The following is a 19,616-nucleotide window of genomic DNA, read 5'->3' on the forward strand; positions in this document are numbered from 1 at the left end:
TTGGGTTACTCTGCGAGAAGCCGCGCAGGGCGCGTCTACGTTCCTCAAACGCCAGGTGCTACAACTCTTGGGACCCCCGCAACGCACTGGCTCCCCAACCTACGCTAGTTTTAGTTTTTAGCCTTAACTGAACCGTATTGGCTTATAGACTACGTAATACCTCTCAAAGTCTAAAGCAGCTCAACACTACAGTGCAAAGGACGATATAAACCTCGTCCATCTTGAAAAGAGGAGTTTTTCAAAAAGGACATTATGTAGGTTGGGTGGAACGGAGTGTAACCCAACATTAACCAGACTACAAAACTACAGTTCTCAAAGTATACGTGGTTTAGTTAAGCTCTCGATAGAGACAAAGCAGCAAATTTCAAAGCTGATAAACGTTAAATAATTTCTTATTTAAGAGTATTCTGCTACACAAACAAAGTATACGGATTTTGTAGTCAGCGGCTCCAACCGTGACAGCAGCGATGAAGAGGACTGAAGTCCTCACTACAAACGACAAGCTTGAAGGTTTTTCGTTGCCTTAGAATAATTTAGATTACGATAGAATTGTAGAATTGTTAAGGCTTATTTACAGAATCTGTATTTTCCCTCAAATTCTGTTAAAGCAGTCCACCACTATATATAAACTGTAACCCCTCTTAAAGTACTGGAACGCGCTTATTATGACGCTCCCAATCCGCAACGTCGCTATTATCGCCCACGTAGATCACGGCAAAACAACCCTCGTTGATGCTCTTCTCAAACAATCCGGCATTTTCCGTGAAGGGGAAGACGTTCCGGATTGCGTCATGGACTCCAACGCCCTGGAAAGGGAACGAGGGATTACTATTCTTTCTAAGAATACGGCTGTTAAATACAAAGAAACGCTGATCAATATTGTTGACACTCCCGGACACGCTGACTTTGGTGGCGAAGTGGAACGGGTACTTGGGATGGTTGACGGTTGCATCCTGATTGTCGATGCTAATGAAGGGCCGATGCCACAAACCCGCTTTGTATTGAAAAAAGCCTTAGAAAAAGGACTCCGCCCGATTGTCGTTGTCAATAAAATTGACCGTCCGCAAGCAGACCCCTACGGCGCAATTGATAAAGTCTTAGACCTGTTCCTAGAACTAGGTGCAGACGAAGACCAATGTGATTTCCCCTATTTGTTCGCCTCTGGTTTAAGTGGTTACGCTAAAGATGATCTGGAGGACGAACCCAAGGACATGCAACCCCTATTTGATGCGATTTTGCGTCATGTTCCACCACCAGTGGGTGATGTCAACAAGCCATTACAACTGCAAGTTACCACCCTGGATTATTCTGAATATCTGGGACGGATTGTCATTGGTAGAATCCACAACGGTGTCATCCGTATGGGACAGCAAGCCGCTTTGGTGACAGAAAATGGTAACATTGTCAAAGCCAAAATTACTAAGTTGATGGGCTTTGAAGGTTTGAAGCGAGTTGAAATGGAAGAAGCTTCTGCTGGTTATATTGTGGCAGTGGCTGGTTTTGCTGATGCGAATATTGGTGAAACAATAACTGATCCTAACGAACCTCAAGCTTTACCACTAATCAAAGTCGATGAACCAACATTACAAATGACCTTCTGGGTGAACGATTCACCTTTTGCTGGTCAAGAAGGTAAGCTGGTGACATCTCGACAAGTGCGCGATCGCCTTTTCCGTGAACTAGAAACTAACGTCGCCCTCCGGGTTGAAGAAACCGACTCTCCCGACAAATTCCTCGTTTCCGGTCGTGGTGAATTACACTTGGGTATCTTAATTGAAACCATGCGCCGTGAAGGCTACGAGTTCCAAGTATCTCAGCCACAGGTAATTTACCGCGAAGTTAATGGTCAACCCTGTGAACCTTACGAACTCCTAGTACTGGACGTTCCCGAAGATGGTGTTGGTAGCTGTATCGAACGTCTCGGACAACGTCGCGGTGAAATGCAAGACATGCAAGTCGGTGGTAACGGACGCACTCAACTTGAGTTTGTCATTCCCGCCCGTGGTTTAATTGGATTCCGGGGTGAATTCATGCGGATGACACGAGGCGAAGGAATCATGAACCACAGTTTCCTAGATTACCGCCCACTCAGTGGTGATATTGAAGCCCGTAATAAAGGTGTGCTGATTGCCTTTGAGGAAGGGGTTTCTACCTTCTACGCCATGAGAAACGCTGAAGATAGAGGTGTATTCTTTATCACACCAGGAACAAAAGTCTACAAGGGTATGATTGTTGGTGAACACAACCGTCCCCAAGACTTAGATTTGAATGTCTGCAAAACCAAGCAGCTTACTAACCACCGCGCTGCTAGTGGTGACGAGTTAGTACAGTTGCAAGCACCAGTGGAAATGAGTTTAGAGCGTGCTTTGGAATATATCGGCCCTGATGAATTGGTGGAAGTTACACCTCAGTCAATTCGTCTGCGGAAGATGGCGAAGAAGTTAGCGAAACGGTAAGTAATACTGAAGTTATATTTAGAGATGTGTCAATGGCACGTCTCTATTTTTTTGTGTAATTAGAATTTGTACAATGACAAATACAAGCTGTGCGACTGAAGATATTGGGGAAAATTACAATAGACATCTCCAAAAATTAAATATGCGTTATCCAGAAACCTTGTAGAGACGTAGCAGTGCTAGGTCTCTACATTCATTTTCACTCCCAGATACAGAACTGACGCGTCTATGTGGTTAGTTTTTTCATGATTTTGCGTAAGTCCTATTACAGTGTAAATCTAACTCGTTAATATACTGATTTAAGAATTAACTTCATCAACTCTTCAGTAAAACACTTATGTATTGTGAATTTCAGAAATTGATAGGTTAAGTTGTTGGTTGATAGGTAATTATTCCAAAAAACAAACAACAAACAGCAAGTTATGAAAATCATCAAATATATTACTAATTGGTTAGAGATTCGTGCTTCTACTCCTACGTATAGTGGTTGGGTATTGGGGGGAGTTGCTATTTGCTTTTTTGGAGCAGCGATGAATACAATGGCTGGTTGGCTTTATGCGATTAGTGGTGTTAGCTTCGCTTTACTATTCATAGCTGCTGTCTTACCACCGCGATCGCTATTTAATTTAATAGTTAAGCGCCATCCAATCCAAGCAGTCACAGCTGGAGACGATTTGAAAATTGAATTAGATATTATCAATCCGACAAAGAAGGCTGTTAATTTGCTGCAAGTTGCAGATGTGGTACCTTTCATTTTGGGAAAACCACAACAGCAAGCCATAGAAACGATCTTGCCTCAAAATAGTTACCATTGGGTGTATTATTATCCTACCGAACGTCGAGGTATTTATCGTTGGCAAACTGTTGAACTTGCTAGTGGTGCGCCTTTGGGGCTGTTTTGGTGTCGTCGCCAGCGCGAGTGTACTGCAAAGGCGATAGTCTATCCCACAGTGTTAAACCTTACCAGTTGTCCTCTGGTTGATAGAATTGGGCAAGAAGATAGCCGCCAGGGTGATCCTCGTGGTGTACCTTTGCAGACAGCAAATGAAGGACTCGTGCGATCGCTACGTCCTTATCGCATAGGTGATCCGATGCGTCTAATTCACTGGCGTAGCAGCGCTCGTTACGGAGAATTACGTATACGAGAGTTGGAAATAGTTACTGCTGGGCAACAAATGGTGATTGCTCTGGATAGCAGTGGAAAATGGGAAGAGTCTAGTTTTGAGGGGGCGGTAATTGCCGCAGCTTCATTGTATATTTATGCACAAAAACAGCAAATACAAATACAACTGTGGACAGCATCTACAGGTTTAGTCAAAGGCGATCGCGTTGTTATGGAAACCTTAGCAGCAACCAATTCTGGTGAAGATGCAACAAATCTCCCTCCCACAAGCGACCCATTGATTTGGCTGACTCAAAACCCCTCTACTCTCTGTTTGCTTCCTAGTGGTAGCCGTTGGTTATTATGGCAAAGTCTGCAAACACCAACAGAACAAGTAGTAGTCAATCGAGACTATCCCGGTATAGTTGTACAACCAGAGCAGCCACTACAACTCCAGTTACAACAGGCTGATTTGAAAGCGGGTGTAGGGGTATAAGGTTATTTTATTTTTGCAAGAGGTCTAATAAGCAGTGCAAGGAAGTACTATGATGGAAAACAGATGCACCCTTTGGCAATTTTTGCGGAAAGAGGAAAACTAATGATTGGAGAAGGAATTATAGTACCGTTGCTCTATTTGGTTTTGGCCGGAGCTTATTTGTTAGTTATACCCGTGGCCGTACTGTTCTATCTGAATCAGCGTTGGTATGTAGCTAGCTCTATAGAACGCGCATTCATGTATTTTCTGGTGTTCTTCTTCTTTCCGGGTTTGCTAGTTCTGTCACCGTTTGTAAATATACGACCGAAACGGCGGCAAATTGAAGCGTAATTGAGTTGGTAGGTCATATACTTATGCGACGTCTTGACGCTGTGGGTATTGTTTTTGGTGTTTTTATGACAGGTGGCTTGGCCTATCTAGTACTGCAATTGGCTGGTCTGGATAATTTAGAAGCAGGTATCTGGAGTCAAGTCTTCCTAGTCGGTGGGTTAATTGGCTGGTTGATGACTTATATTTTCCGGGCTGTTAACCACAAAATGACCTACCATCAACAGCGCGATCAATACGAACAGGCTTATTTCCAAAAGCGCTTAGACGAACTCTCACCCGAAGAACTCGCAAAAATTCAAGCTGAGATAGAACAAGAAAAGGATTCGCAGGTGTAAAATTGTCATTTGTCATTTGTTGTTTGTCATTTGTCCTCAAGTTAATGACTAATGACCAATGACTAATGACCAATGACCATTGTACAGACGCGATTAATTGCGTCTCTAATGACCAATGACAGTAATTTCCGACTGCTTTGAAACCCTCAAACAAAATCGTAAGTGCGCCTTGATTCCATTTATTACTGCTGGCGATCCAGATTTAGAAACAACCGCAGCAGCTTTGCGAACTCTAGATAGCAGTGGCGCGGACATAATTGAGTTGGGTGTTCCCTACTCTGATCCTCTGGCGGATGGGCCAGTGATTCAAGCCGCAGCTACCCGTGCTTTAGAACGAGGAATAACCTTAGACCAAGTGCTAGAAATGGTGAAAGGAACTACTCCGAGTTTGCGATCGCCAATTATTCTTTTCACCTACTACAACCCTATTCTGAATCGGGGTATAGAAAATTTTCTCCAACAAATCGCCACTGCTGGTGTAGCTGGTTTAGTGGTTCCAGATTTACCTTTAGAAGAAGCCGCTAATTTACTCGAACCAGCAGCAAAAATCGGCATTGATGTAATTTTACTGGTAGCTCCCACCAGTTCTGCGGAACGCATTGCAGCAATTGCCCGCGCCTCCCAAGGATTTATATATTTAGTTAGTGTTACAGGTGTCACGGGAATGCGATCGCAAATGGAATCGCGAGTGTCAGATTTGCTCAAGCAAATTCGTAGTGTGACAGATAAACCCATTGGTGTTGGTTTTGGTATTTCCCAACCAGAACAAGCCCGACAAGTTAAAGACTGGGGTGCAGATGCAGCTATTGTTGGTAGTGCGTTTGTCAAACGACTCAGCCAAGGAACATCCCAAGAGGGATTAGATGAAATCGCCTCGTTTTGTCAAAATTTGAAGCAGGCGATCGCTAGTTCATAAATTAATTTAGGGACAGATACAGAAATATTACTGAGAAGTTAGTTAAAAAAAAGTAATAAGTATATGGAGATACTGAAACATCAACCATAAACCAGTAAAACTCCCACCCAGAGCAAGTTTTATCTTCTGCTTTCTTCTTTTTAGTTTTTTCTCCTGTCTCTATTTATCAAGTTTTTCCCCTAAGCTTGGTAGACAATTTAACAAATATAGTCTTGAATATATAAAGCAGATACGGGGCATTAAAATATAGAGTATTATGCAGTAGTTGAGTACCGGGTGTGTATAGTTCAGTAAAGTGTACATTTATATGAGTGTGAGAGTGTCTAGATTCCAAAAAACCGTAGTTACGTCGCTGTATAGGGGTCAAGGCGATGAGTGAAAGTATGGCATTTATCGGCGGCGTTGCTGTTGCTGGGCTAGCGGCTATCCTTTTGCTAAAAGGGACAGGAACATCTCTGCAACAACCAAACATTGCAATTCCTCAAATACCCAATTTAGTGCCGCAAGCACAATCACCTTACTATCAACCCTACCCAGCACCCCCCCAAAGCCCACCCGTAAGCCCCAATCCTGATCAGAGTGTCGCCGTCGAACGAGCAAAGATGGAAAACGACATGCTCAAGCGGGAAAATGACCAACTCAAAATGCAGCTTCAGCAACTTCAAGTTCAAGCCGCAAATGCTCAAAATGCTGCTGCTTACTATCAGCAGCAATTGCAAAACCAAAATAATACAGCACAGTTGCAGCAGCAAGAACAATCTCAAAATCGCTGGTGGTCTTCACCCATAGTTTGGGCTGTGGGAGGTATGTCTCTGACCATTGGTGGTGGTATTGTCGTAGCTGGAGTCTTATCTTTATTCTCTCCTAAACAACGTTCTACTCGTACTGTTCAGGTGATTCATCCCTACAACGGTTCGACACCACCTTTAGCTCCTGTGCGTCGAACTGAATTCCTACCACCCCGGACAGAAGCAAGACGAGTTGATGCACCAGAATATGACGACACCTATTAAGTTAGTCGTCTAAAAGAATAAATAACAGTTCTTGTGGTTTAGATAAACTACAATTTCATCGGTGTGCATCGGTGTACATTGCGAAAATCCGCTTGCGCTTCTAAGTTATATCAAGTTCGGCTAATTGCTTGCGATAAAAAGCTTAGTCATTGAGTTTATTTAATTGGTTTTTCCCATTACCGATTACCAATTACCAATTACCGACCTCGACGAATAATACAATTATTCAAGCGAACATTATACAAGTATAGTTTTTGTGAATGACAATATTTTTTGGTATAATCACACTCTGACCTAATAGTTATTCTATGGATAGGCTTTGAAATCGAGAAACCAAGCCTGTCATAGATGAATTTGTGTTTGCTCACAGAGTAATTCTGATAGATATTTTTTGTGAATATTTATTAGTTAAACCTCGTCCATCTTGAAAAGAGGAGTTTTTCAAAAAGGACATTATGTAGGTTGGGTGGAACAGAGTGTAACCCAACATTAACCAGACTATAATGTTGGGTTTCGCTGTCGCTACACCCAACCTACAAAACTACTACAAAACTACAGTTCTCAAAGTAGACGTGGTTTATTTTTGATTGCCAAAAAGCATAAATTTTTGCAGATGTATTTCTCTGAAAAGAGAAATACACAAAAGTCTTTGTATATATAAGTGGACAGTTTCATAATTGTCTGTCCTAACTTAGTTATGAGCAATTCAGTACCGATCATTGTTACTATTATATTTTTTTACATTTTATTTAAAGAAAAAAGCGAATATATACATTTATCTAAAACCAGACAATGGTAAACTAAAACACCAAAGTTTAAATTTAATTGACGATATTATTTATATAATATGAGATTGAAATATTTTTAAAATAAAGATATGGCAAGTATTTGGTAAGTTAAACGCAATCTGTATTTAAGATTAAATCTATTAACAAGAATAGTATCTTATTTAACATTTATTTCTTTGTATCAGTGAATATTCTGTTACGCGTAGATTCTCTTTTGTAAAGATAATAAAAAATACTGAATAATTTTTTATAACCCTGATTGCTTATAATTCATTTGTGGGTAATATTACTGAAGTGCGATTTTAAAAATAAAATTTAGCCTAGTTTATTGAGAACGGCGTTTTTGAGATTTTGCATCAGAAACGTATTAACTTAAGAGCCAGGTTAAATAACTGTCATGACTATGTGACCATCAATTAGGTTGATAGCGGAATTCCCCCATCACCTAATTCATGATCTCTCTGTTTGGCAATACTTTAATTAAAGTTCTCCCTAGTTGTGACTCCGTGAGAGTTCAGTGTTCTAAAGACAAAACTTAAATAAGTTTGTGCTTTATTCAATAGAGCTAATTATTGTATTATTCCTTCGTTGCTGGCATGTCTTCGCTGCAACGATAGTGCTGTAATAGCTATGTTATTTAATCAGAGTAGGGTTATTTCAGTGGTCTTACCTCATGACAATACAAGATTAAAGACAGTATTTGTCATGTTATTCAAACATCTGCATTATTTACAGTCACAAATCTGAGATAATTAGACTCCCATCACAAAAAAATAATCTTACTCAAGGGCGGTGAAATTGCGATTCCATTATCAAGTAAACAATTCAGTCTGTTGTCTTTCCATCTTACTCGCAAGATTTATTTTGCAAACCAACAGAAAAGAAGTTCCGAAGCACTAGCAAGCTGCTGTGACTTCAAAATCATTTGTGGTTTAACTGAATTATTCTCCAACGCTGTTATACGTATCTATTTAACAGATGTAGTTGAGATTGTTTGAAAATCACAATAATTCCTGGTTTTTTGATTAAAAACCCTAAATATTGGAAAAACTGCTGTTATTAATTAATGCCTTCCAATGACTTCTAAAATTTCATGGTTGAGGCATTGGAGCCTCTTTTGTCCTTTTTACATTTTTAGTATTTTTACTTTCGGGATTTTTCCAGCTTTTTCCCAAACAAGCGTGATCACAAATACTGCTCGTGGTAGTGCAGATAATCTTCCTGATAGTCCGACAGGAAGGGTAGTTAACTCCAATGAGGTAACTTTGAGCGCTAGTCAAGCAGCACTAGAAATCATCAAAACAGCAGACAGAGCAGCTGCCGAACCGGGTGATACAGTCATCTATACTCTGACGATTCGCAATACTGGTAACTCCCCAACCAACCAGATATCAATCACAGATAGATTACCCTTGGGAATGCGCTTTATTTCCAAGTCGCTCAAAGGTTCGATAGGAAATAGACCTGTAAACTTGAGCGCAACCACTGGTTCAAGTCGGACAGTCACCATCAACTCCAATGAAGGACTCCAACCCAATCAAAGCTTGATAGTCAATTATGCTGCTGAGGTTACACCAGATGCAATTCGGGGCGATGGTAGAAACACAGCCCAAGCTAGAGCAGGTAATCTTACCAGTAACCAAGCCAGCTATGTCTTACGAATTCGACCAGGTATCTTGTCTGACTGTGGCACCTTAATTGGACGTGTATTTGTCGATAAAAACTTTGACGGTGAACAGCAGCCGAACGAACCAGGTGTACCAAATGCTGTGATTTATCTGGATGATGGCAACCGGATCATTACCGATGCTAATGGTTTATTCTCTTTAGCCAATGTCGTTGCAGGTTATCGGACAGCAGCCCTAGATTTGACAAGCTTACCTGGCTATGCCCTGGCACCGAATAAATACTTTATCGAAAGCAACAGCCAGTCTCGCTTGGTCAAACTAGCGCCCAGTGGTATGGCAAGAGTCAATTTTGGGGTTACGCCTGCGTTCTCAGGGGGGAAACGATGAAAAAAATCAAAAAGCTTTACCAAAATCAAAATTCTTTCTTTTACCTTTTTGGTCTTTCCTTACTATTTGTTTCTCCCAACGCAGTTTTTGCCAGTGTAGTCTCTGGAAAACAAGGAAACACTCCGACACGGGGACGTGAGGACACAGAGAAACAAATCTCCGCGTCTTCCCCTGTCCTGATTGCTCAGAATTCACCATCTTCCGGTGATCCTAACTCGGTATTTCAACAAGATCCGACAATTGAATTTCAACAAAACCCTAACTCACCAATCCAACAACAACCCACTTCTCCAACACCAGAGACAACACCAGCAACAGAGAATTCACCAATAACTACCCCTGCTACGAGTCCAGGTAAATCAAAAATCACGCTGGAAATCACACCTGTAGGCGATCCGCGTGTGCAAGCCGATGGACGCTCCACAATTAAACTGCAAGGAAGAATTATTGATGAAAAAGGTGAGATTATTCGCAAAGATGCGATCGCAACCCTCACCACCAGCGCTGGTAAATTCGTTGGCGCCGACCAAGACAAAGACCAGGGCGGGTTTCAGGTGCGTGTGATTGATGGGGAATTCATTGCCACCTTACAATCAGACATCAAACCCCAACAAGTCAGAATTCGAGCCGCGATCGACAAGATCAAAAAACCATCGCTCAATGTTCCGAGAGAATTGGGTGATATCAAAAATCCCACCTTTCCCCAACAGACAGATAATTCCTGGCTAGAGGAATTTGCCCAAGTACCCATAGAAGCCTACACCCAAATTGAATTCAGTACCTATCTGCGACCTTCCCTAGTAACAGGGGTACTGAATTTGCGGATTGGGCCAGGAGGAACTAATTATTGGGGAAGCTTGCAAGAATTTCTCAATCCCAACGAGATAGACAAAGGCACAACCGTAGATTTTTATGGAGCTGCTTTTGCTACAGGAAAAATCGGAGATTGGTTATTTACAGGTGCATTCAATAGCGATCGCGCCATCAATCAAGACTGTGAGGGTAACAATCGCCTGTTTGGTGGTACGCAGTTCTGCGAACAACCCTATCCAGTTTACGGCGATAGTTCCACCGCTACCCCCACCACCCCTTCGATTGACAGTTTCTACGCTCGTTTAGAACGTACTCCCTCGATAGTGGGAGCAGAACCAGATTATTTCATGTGGGGCGACTACACCACTAATGAATTTGCTCGCGCCTCCCAACTGTATACAGCTACCTCTCGCCAACTCCACGGTTTCAAAGCCAACTACAATCTGGGCAACCTGCAAATCACAGGCTTATACGCCAACAATATTGAAGGTTTCCAACGGGATACCATCGTTCCTGATGGTACTGGTGGTTACTACTTCCTTTCCAAACGTCTATTAGTTCCTGGCAGTGAAATTGTTTATCTCGAAGCAGAGGAAATTAACCGTCCTGGTACGGTGGTAGAACGCAAACAGATGATACGTGGTGCAGACTACGAGATTGACTACGATCGCGGCACAGTGCGGTTTAATCGTCCAGTCTTTGCCACAGAACTCAACCCCTTTGGTTCAACTTTAGTTAGACGCATTGTCGTCACCTACCAGAATGAAGGCGGCGAAGACTCCAACCTCCTGGGTGGACGCCTGCAATATAACTTCTCCAACGATTTCACCAATAAAACTTTCGGCGCTGTTAGTTATCTGCGGGAAGACCAAGGCGACCAAGATTTTGAACTGTTCGGGGGAGATTTCTTAATCTCTTTAGGAAATGCAGGTAAGATAGTCGGGGAATTTGCCCACTCCAATAACAATCTGATTACTGGGGAAGAAGCCAGTGGTAACGCTTACCGCTTAGAGGCTTTTGGCAACATCACAGAAAATCTTTTCGGTCAAGCTTACTATCGCGCCGTCGAGCCGAATTTCTCCAACAACGCCACTTTTAGCTTTACACCAGGACAAACCCGCTACGGAGCATCTTTACTAGCCAGACTGAGTCAGTTGACTAGCTTTAGACTTGCCTACGACGTCGAAGAAAACTATGGTACTGCACCCGGTTCCATTACTAGCTTCTTTGATTTATTCGACCCACAGCCACAAAACCGTCCTGGTGAACGAGTCAGTAACGAACTGAGAACCTTCCGAGCCGGAATTCTGCAAAAGCTGGGTGATAGTGATCTCAGCCTGGAATACGTCAACCGTTCTCGTGATGACCGTGTTGGTAATGACTTAGATGGTGATGCGAGTCAGATTGTATCCCGTTTGAAGTTCCCATTGACAGATACCTTGACTTTCCAAGCCCAAAACGAACTGAATTTGGGTGACTCTGACCCCTTGTATCCCAACCGGACTACTTTAGGTTTGGACTGGAAAGCTGCTGAAGGAGTGACATTCCGACTAGCACACCAATTTTATGACGACAGCGAATTACTACCAGGGAATTCCCTCACCACCTTAGACACGATTGTCGATCAAAAATTATCAGATAATACTTCCCTGCTGGGTCGTTATTCTGTACTCTCTGGCTTTGGTGGCTTGCAGGGACAAGGCGCTCTCGGCGTGGCTCAGGGTTGGAAGGTTGCACCCGGATTAAAAGTCAACCTGGGTTATCAATACGTATTCAAGAATATCTTTAATGGTACAGCAGCCGGAGATAGATATCCGCAATACTACGCAGTTGGTCAAACTGCTTCAACTTTAGGACTGTTTTCTGGTTCCGTCTACAGCCTGGGATTTGAATACACCGATAATCCTAATTTAAAAGCCCGTGCCGATTTTGAATATCGTGATGGTGATCAAGGTAATAACCTGGTAATTTCCGCTGCCGCCGCCGGAAAAATCTCTCCAGCTTTAACAGCCTTAGTCCGTTTCCAACAAGCAGGAGAAGCAAACGTCTACCTTCCTAGTACCGTCAATAGTATCGATACAAACGGGATCAGGTTTCAGGAACTGGGAGACACAGCCAATCTCAAAATCGGTTTGGCATACCGCGACCCCACCAACGACAAATTCAACGGCTTGCTGAAATACGAGTGGCGGCAAAACTTTGATTCGATTCCCGAAACTCAACTTACAGGTAGTACAGCCACAGGTCATATCTTTTCCGCAGAGGGTATTTATGCCCCCAATTGGCGCTGGGAGTTTTACGGTAAATATGCTTTCCGTAATGGCGTCACCTACTTCGACGATGAGAGATATGACGGTAGTACAAACTTGGCACAGTTGCGGGCAGCTTTTCGACTGGGTTATCGCAATGACTTAGCTGTTGAAGGACGATGGATTGGACAAAACTCTAATAGCGGCACTGACTACGACGAATTCGGTTTTGCAGTGGAAACTGGATATTACGTCACTCCTGATTTGCGTTTGGGTCTTGGTTACAGCTTTGGTAGTGTGGATGACCGCGACTTTACCGGTTATCGTTCCGAAGGTGGTTTATATGTGAATATCAGCCTCAAGTTAAACGAACTTTTAGGTGGCTTTGGTTTACAAAAACCAGTACCCAAGCAAGAACAAGAGTCGGAAATCCCAACGGCGCAAACTGAACCTGGAAAACAGACATCCCAAAGTAAATTGATTCAGCGTTTGAAACAGAAACAGGCCCAAGTCAGAGGGCAAAAAGAAGGATGAAGGATGAAATTTTGTCATTCTTCATAATCCATGATTCATACTTCATTGTTTTCAGACGTGGTGTCATAGGAGTGAGTAATGTCCAAGTTGAAATTTAAAAGAAAGAAGGCAAAAGGAATAATTTACCTTTTACCTTTAACTGTGTACCTGTTACCTCCAGAAGTTGCTTTGGCTCAAACTCCCATTCCTGGTGTGCGAGTGGTGGTAAATAGCAATCAAGACGGGAGTCCTACCCCTGATAATGCCGTAACTTTACGGGAAGCGATCGCGATCGTTAATGGTACGCTACCAACAGCAAAACTCAGTGCAGCCGAGAAAGCACAGGTGACACCAACCACAACTGGTGCTTCTCGAATTGAGTTTAATTTACCTGCTGGTACAACTACCATTGAGTTACAAACCCAACTACCAGATTTAGCCACTCCCGGATTAGCGATCGATGGCTCAACTCAACCAGGATACGATCCAAAAGGTTCAGCAACGGCGGAAATTGCCATTCCAGTACCAGTAGTAGCAATCACCCCCGCAGCAAATAAAGAGATATTGCGCGGCTTGACTGTGGTTGCTGATGGTGTAACAATTCGCGGCTTGAGTATTTACGGTTTTACGGGTAAACCGATCAAACAGATTTTGGGAAATATAGCTTTTGACACTGACCCCAAACCAGTAACTCTCACTACACCACCGGGAGATATTGTCATTGCTCACCCTTTTCCACCTCCAGATATCAGCCGTCAAAAACCGCCCAACAGTAGTTTTCCCTTCCGCGCCTCTGATGTGCCACCCAAAAATGTTGTGATTGAAAACAACTGGCTGGGATTAACAACTAATGAACAAATGCCTGAGCAAACCTCGGCATTTGGGGTTTATGTTTTTAACTCCCAAGGAGCAACAATCCGGCGTAACCGGATTTATTATCATGATGGCAGTGCTGTAATTACATCAGTACGTGGTGAAAATACGGTAGTGCAAGAAAATATTCTCGTTGCCAATGGTATTGCGGGGATGCCTGATGCTTTGAGATTTGAAGGTTTGGTCAACCAGTCGCAAATTTTAGGCAATTTGATTTGTGGTAATGATGGGGCTGGTGTGTATCTATTCAAACCTCAAGGTAGTGTAGCAATCCAGAATAACAAAATCACTTACAACGGTAGACGCTTGCGCCGAGCAGCAGTTTACCTCATGGGTAGTAATCACCAGGTAGTTGGTAATGAAATTGACTATCAAACCGGGCCGGGGGTCGTGGTGTCGGCTTTTCCCAGGAATGATGTTAGTCAAAGAAAACCAGGCGTCAAGAATATTATTCAAAATAATAAATTTGCGGCGTTAGAAGGTTTGAGCATTGACCTGAATACCCAGCAAAATTTGGATGTCAGCGACTTTCAAATCGGAGATGGACCCAATCCGCGCCGGGATTCCCCTAATCGTCGCCTGGAAACTGGGAATGGGGCGATTAATGCTCCAGAGTTTAAACAAAGGGCATTTTTGCCGACAAGTAACAGCGTCACTTTACAAGGTAAAGCCGATCGCGGTTCGCAAGTGACAATTTACCGCTTAGGTGATTATCAACGGGGTTACGGCGCATTAAGTGAAGTATTAGCAACCGTACCTGTAGATAAGAGTGGTAAGTTTAGCACCACAGTCGAGAACTTGCAAACCGGAGATGTAGTCAGTGCGATCGCCACCGATCCGGAATATGGGACATCGGAACCGGCTCTGGCAGCAATTATTGGCACTGATGGCACAAAACCGAATTTAAAGCCTAGTTCTCAACCAACCCAGCCTCCACAGTGTACTTCTCGACCAGTACCGCCACCACCACCAGAACCACCAGCACCACCGCCACCACCACCAGAACCACCAGAAATTATCCGCATCCAAGCACCAAATAACGTCCACTTTGCCTTAGATAAATCATTTATTAGTGCAGAAAGTGCTGCTGTATTGGATCGGGTAGCAGTAGTATTGCAAAAATATCCTTTCATCGTGGTCGAATTAGAAGGTCACACCGACCCCCGCGCCAGCAATGCGTATAACTTGGCACTGGGTAAACGTCGGGCCTTAGCTGTGAGAAATTATCTACTGCGTAAGGGTGTTAGTCCAGAACGGATGACCATTCGTTCCTTCGGTGAAACTCAACGGAAAACAGAAGGTAATACCCGCGTAGATTATGCACGCGATCGCCGTACAGAAATCATCTACAAAGACGTCCGAGGTATCGAACTTATCGTAGAACCACAAGAACAAGACTTGCAAATAGAAGCTCCCAGGTAGGAATCGGGGAAGTGGGGGAAGTGGGGATGTAAAAGAATAACCACAACCACTCACCACTAACTACTACTAATGTACAGACGCGATTAATCGCGTCTCTACCCATTAACTAACCCCTATTTTCAAATGAAATATTTAGGAACTAAGAAATGAAAGCTCTATTTAAACATTTAAATTTTCATCCTTGTGGGGGTACGCTGCTAGCAGTGCTATTGGCTATTCCTCAAATTCCTCTACAAGGAAGTATTTCTAATCAAAAAGCTGTTGCACAACAAACAAGTTGTCCAGCGGGTACCACACAAGAAACTCTCAATTGGGGAACGACCAATTTCCAAACGGCAAATTTTAATCAAACTTTCAACATTGGGGGCGTCAGCACTAATTTTCAGATGACGGAAAACCCAGCGGGATTTATCCGAGATCAACCACCTCAAGTTATTGGCCCGGTTCCCTACGGGGTTGTCCCTGGCCCCTATGGTGGCATTAATAGTCCATATTTGCGCTGGGGAATAGATGCTACACAAAATCGGGACGGTAATTCGACGCTGACTATCACTTTTGCTCAACCAGTTACTTTGCCTGTTCCCTTAACATTATTGGATGTGGATCGCGATCGCCAAGACGAACTTCCCTATCAGGATCAAGTTACAGTTACTGCATTTAACCAAGGTCAAAGTGTACCAGTTACCCTGACTAATATTGGAGCTGGTGCGGTTGCTCAAATAGTTAGCGCTAATGTGGCACGGGGAGCCGATCCGCGTGTAGACCCAGGAAATTCACCTAATGATCGGAATTTAGGTAATGTTTTTGCGACATTTGCTCAACCTGTCACCCAAATTCGGATTGTCTACCAGAGTGGACCATTGTCCTACGTCGAAAATCAACGACCTGGACAAGATGAAACTATTGGTGTTGCTGATATAACTATCTGTGCGCCTTCAGCACCAGGTTCGATTGGGGATACTGTCTTTAATGATACTAATGGTAACGGTCAACAAGACCCAGGTGAACCAGGAGTTGGCAATGTTCCCCTCACGCTAACTTTACCAGGTGCTGACGGACAACTAGGTACTGCCGACGATACCACCCAGACAACAAATACTAATGCTAGCGGTAATTATTCTTTCACCAATTTGCCAGCAGGCCCTTACAGAGTAACTGTCACTCCTCCTTTTAATTTACCAGAAGTCACAACTGGTGGTGGTAGGCAAGTTGATGTAACACTGAATCCTGGTCAGTCTTTAGATACTGTTGATTTTGGCTTGCGCCGACCGCCTGGTGGTGCAATTGGAGATTTTGTTTTCACAGATCGAAATGGCAACGGTAGTGTTGATAATGGTGATACGGGAATAGCAAATGTAACTTTAACTCTACGGAATAGTACTGGTCAAGTCGTGAGTACAACTCGTACTGATAACAACGGTAATTATTTGTTTACTGGTTTGCAGCCAGGTAATTACACTGTAGAGGTGACACAACCAAGTGATTTCACAGCTACGACCAACACGACTTTAACGGCTAATATCACTGAGGCCAATTCCGAAAATCTAAACATTGACTTTGGTTTCCGTCCAGGTCAGGCGGGAGCATCTGGAGAAACCAATCTGCGGATAGTCAAGCGCATCACCAATGGTTTGAGAAATAATCAGCCCATCAGTGGTGTCAGCTTCAACACTTTTATCAATGACCCCAATAGTAATGATGACGACAGATTACAGCAAGCTGGGCGATCGCCTGTTGGTCAAATTAATCTCCAACCACCCTTAAGCAGTGGTGATCAAGTCGAGTATACAGTTTATTTTCTTGCTGATGGTACTCAGCAACTGCAAAATGCTAGGTTCTGCGATCTCATTCCAGCAGGTACCAGCTATGTTTCTAACAGCCTTTCCGTGATTGGAATTAGCAACCAAGGACAAGTCTTATCACCTTTAGCACCACTACAAGAGTTTGCCAATATTTGTGGTAGTAGCAACAATCAAGGTGCAGTAGTTGTCGGACCCGCCAACATTCCCGGCGGACAGACTGGTTTGATTCGCTTCCGGGTGACGGTTGATTAGAGGGGAAAAGGGATAGGGGAAAAGGGATCGGGTAATGGGGACAAGGGAGACAAGGAAGACAAGGGAGACAAGGGAGAGAATAAACACCAATGCCCAATGCCCAATGCCCAATGCCCAATGCCCAATGCCCCATGCCCCATGCCCCATGCCCAATCACGTTACAATCAACACCGGACAAGGAGACAAATTAATCACACGATTCGTAACACTCTCATGAGCGCCTTCGTCAGTTAAACCAAGTCCCCGACAGCCCATGACGATTAGATTTGCTTCTATCTCATCAGCTACATCACAAATGACAAATGCGGGTTTCCCCTGTCTTTCAATTGTTTCTGTTTGAATTCCTTGTTGGGAAAACGCGACTTTAGCAGTCTCTAGCAGTTTGGCAACATTTTCTGGTGAGGACATAACAACATCCTCTTTTGGTGCATCTGTATCTGGTTCTTCCACCACACTCAAAAGCACCAAACGACTGTTGTACTTTTGGACAACATCAATCACGACATTGATCGCTTCCTGAGTTTCCCGACTTTGATCAATTGGAAACAGAACTTTTTTGAACATTGCATTCACCTGTTGCTTGATATAATTTACTGTCTGCTTCCTGCTTTTGTTAGAGCATGAGAGTGGCTATTTCTCCACATGTTTTGGTATTGTCACCGCAGACAATTAACAAGAAACTAATCACTTAACAATTCTTTGCACCACCTACTCCTGTACAATCACAGAAAGGGTCTAATAAATGTAAAACATAACAAAAAGGCAATCAGGAGGTTTGTGACGTGTCAAAGAAAACTTTAGCAAATTTATCTGCAACTGACTTATCTGGAAAACGTGCGTTTGTACGGGTTGATTTTAACGTACCTGTAGATGATGCAGGTAACATTACAGATGATACTCGCATTCGCGCAGCTCTACCAACTATCCAAGATTTGGTGCAGAAGGGAGCTAAGGTGATTCTAGCAAGCCATTTCGGGCGTCCCAAGGGTGTAGATGAAAAATTGCGTCTGACTCCGGTTGCTAAACGTCTTTCTGAGTTGTTGGGACAAGAAGTTGTTAAAACTGATGACTGCATCGGTGATGATGTTGCAGCTAAAGTCGGGTCTTTACAAAACGGACAAGTACTGTTACTGGAAAATGTTCGTTTTTACAAAGAAGAAGAAAAAAACGATCCCGAATTTGCGAAGAAATTAGCAGCTAACGCTGATTTATATGTTAACGACGCTTTTGGTACAGCACACCGCGCCCATGCTTCCACTGAGGGTGTAACACAATTTTTGAGTCCTTCTGTGGCTGGATATTTGGTTGAAAAAGAATTGCAATACTTGCAAAGCGCCATTGAAAGTCCACAACGTCCTTTAGCAGCAATCATCGGTGGTTCCAAGGTTTCTAGCAAAATTGGTGTCATTGAAACACTGCTAGAAAAATGCGACAAGCTCATCATCGGCGGTGGGATGATTTTTACTTTCTACAAAGCTCGTGGTTTGAGTGTTGGTAAGTCTTTGGTGGAAGAAGACAAGCTAGAGTTAGCTAAGTCTTTGGAAGCGAAAGCCAAAGAAAAAGGCGTTACCTTCTTATTACCCACAGATGTAGTAGTCGCTGATAACTTTGCTGCTGATGCTAATTCTCAAACCGTTAGTATTGAAAACATTCCCGATGGTTGGATGGGTTTGGATATTGGCCCTGATTCTGTGAAATTATTCCAAGACGCTTTGGCTGATTGTAAATCAGTAGTTTGGAATGGGCCAATGGGCGTGTTTGAATTTGATAAATTCGCTGTTGGTACAGAAGCGATCGCACGTACTTTGGCTGATATCGGCAAAAACGGTGCAACCACCATTATCGGTGGTGGCGACTCTGTAGCCGCAGTCGAAAAAGTCGGTTTAGCCGATCAAATGAGCCATATTTCCACCGGTGGTGGCGCTAGCTTAGAGTTGCTAGAAGGTAAGGTATTACCTGGAATTGCTGCTTTAGACGAAGCGTAAAAACAGGTAAAAGTCACAAGGATTGGGGACTGGTGATTGGGAAGACTCTTTCCCAGTCCCAGTAACCAAGCTAATATTATTGTGACCTAACGACAGCTTATACATCTATACGGTTCAGTTAAGGCTAAAAACTAAAACTAGCGTAGGTTGGGGAGCCAGTGCGTTGCGGGGGTCCCAAGAGTTGTAGCACCTGGCGTTTGAGGAACGTAGACGCGCCCTGCGCGGCTGATCGCAGAGTAACCCAACATTATCAAGG

Annotated in this window: 12 protein-coding genes; 11 read left to right on the top strand and 1 reads right to left on the bottom strand. The window is 43.3% G+C overall.

The features are described from left to right. Positions 1-665 precede the first annotated feature (665 nt). From typA to ACE1AT_RS15685, 10 genes are all read left to right on the top strand, one after another. On the top strand, positions 666-2,456 hold the full coding sequence (gene typA, locus ACE1AT_RS15640; protein WP_374869864.1) for a translational GTPase TypA: 1,791 nt from the start codon (positions 666-668) through the stop codon (positions 2,454-2,456). A 422-nt stretch (positions 2,457-2,878) separates the two neighbouring features. Then, positions 2,879-4,054: a DUF58 domain-containing protein gene (locus ACE1AT_RS15645; protein ID WP_374869866.1), complete on the top strand. Its 1,176-nt coding sequence runs from the start codon at positions 2,879-2,881 to the stop codon at positions 4,052-4,054. A 117-nt stretch (positions 4,055-4,171) separates the two neighbouring features. Next, entirely contained in the window at positions 4,172-4,384 is a 213-nt protein-coding gene (ndhL, locus tag ACE1AT_RS15650) for an NAD(P)H-quinone oxidoreductase subunit L (protein ID WP_026081724.1), read from the top strand. A gap of 23 nt (positions 4,385-4,407) precedes the next feature. Beyond that, a complete protein-coding gene (locus ACE1AT_RS15655) occupies positions 4,408-4,719 on the top strand; it encodes a DUF3007 family protein (protein WP_374869868.1) in 312 nt (103 codons plus the stop codon). Between the two features lie 115 nt (positions 4,720-4,834). Further along, the gene (trpA, locus tag ACE1AT_RS15660) at positions 4,835-5,635 is read left to right on the top strand and encodes a tryptophan synthase subunit alpha (protein WP_374869870.1); all 801 of its coding nucleotides are present in this window, start codon (positions 4,835-4,837) and stop codon (positions 5,633-5,635) included. Positions 5,636-6,006: 371 nt separating this feature from the next. Continuing rightward, on the top strand, positions 6,007-6,648 hold the full coding sequence (locus ACE1AT_RS15665) for a heterocyst differentiation related protein (RefSeq protein ID WP_374869872.1): 642 nt from the start codon (positions 6,007-6,009) through the stop codon (positions 6,646-6,648). A 1,864-nt stretch (positions 6,649-8,512) separates the two neighbouring features. After that, positions 8,513-9,451 (top strand): hypothetical protein, encoded by a 939-nt coding sequence (locus ACE1AT_RS15670; RefSeq protein ID WP_374869874.1) that lies wholly within the window; start codon positions 8,513-8,515, stop codon positions 9,449-9,451. Further along, positions 9,448-13,047, top strand: a complete 3,600-nt coding sequence (locus tag ACE1AT_RS15675) for a hypothetical protein (RefSeq protein ID WP_374869876.1) — start codon at positions 9,448-9,450, stop codon at positions 13,045-13,047. The genes ACE1AT_RS15670 and ACE1AT_RS15675 overlap by 4 nt, the downstream gene beginning before the upstream one ends. A gap of 78 nt (positions 13,048-13,125) precedes the next feature. Continuing rightward, positions 13,126-15,321, top strand: coding sequence for an OmpA family protein (locus tag ACE1AT_RS15680; RefSeq protein ID WP_374869878.1), 2,196 nt, complete (start codon positions 13,126-13,128; stop codon positions 15,319-15,321). 146 nt (positions 15,322-15,467) lie between these two features. After that, on the top strand, positions 15,468-17,375 hold the full coding sequence (locus tag ACE1AT_RS15685; RefSeq protein ID WP_374869880.1) for an SdrD B-like domain-containing protein: 1,908 nt from the start codon (positions 15,468-15,470) through the stop codon (positions 17,373-17,375). 153 nt (positions 17,376-17,528) lie between these two features. On the opposite strand, the gene ACE1AT_RS15690 is transcribed toward ACE1AT_RS15685, so the two are convergent. Then, positions 17,529-17,939 carry a universal stress protein gene (locus tag ACE1AT_RS15690; RefSeq protein ID WP_135106582.1) on the bottom strand — a complete coding sequence of 137 codons (411 nt, stop codon included), beginning with the start codon at positions 17,937-17,939 and terminating at the stop codon, positions 17,529-17,531. Between the two features lie 218 nt (positions 17,940-18,157). Here ACE1AT_RS15690 and ACE1AT_RS15695 point away from each other — a divergent pair, with 218 nt between their 5' ends. Further along, positions 18,158-19,360, top strand: a complete 1,203-nt coding sequence (locus ACE1AT_RS15695) for a phosphoglycerate kinase (protein WP_374869882.1) — start codon at positions 18,158-18,160, stop codon at positions 19,358-19,360. Positions 19,361-19,616 lie beyond the last annotated feature (256 nt).

Source organism: Pelatocladus sp. BLCC-F211 (assembly GCF_041928655.1).
Lineage (GTDB): Bacteria > Cyanobacteriota > Cyanobacteriia > Cyanobacteriales > Nostocaceae > Pelatocladus.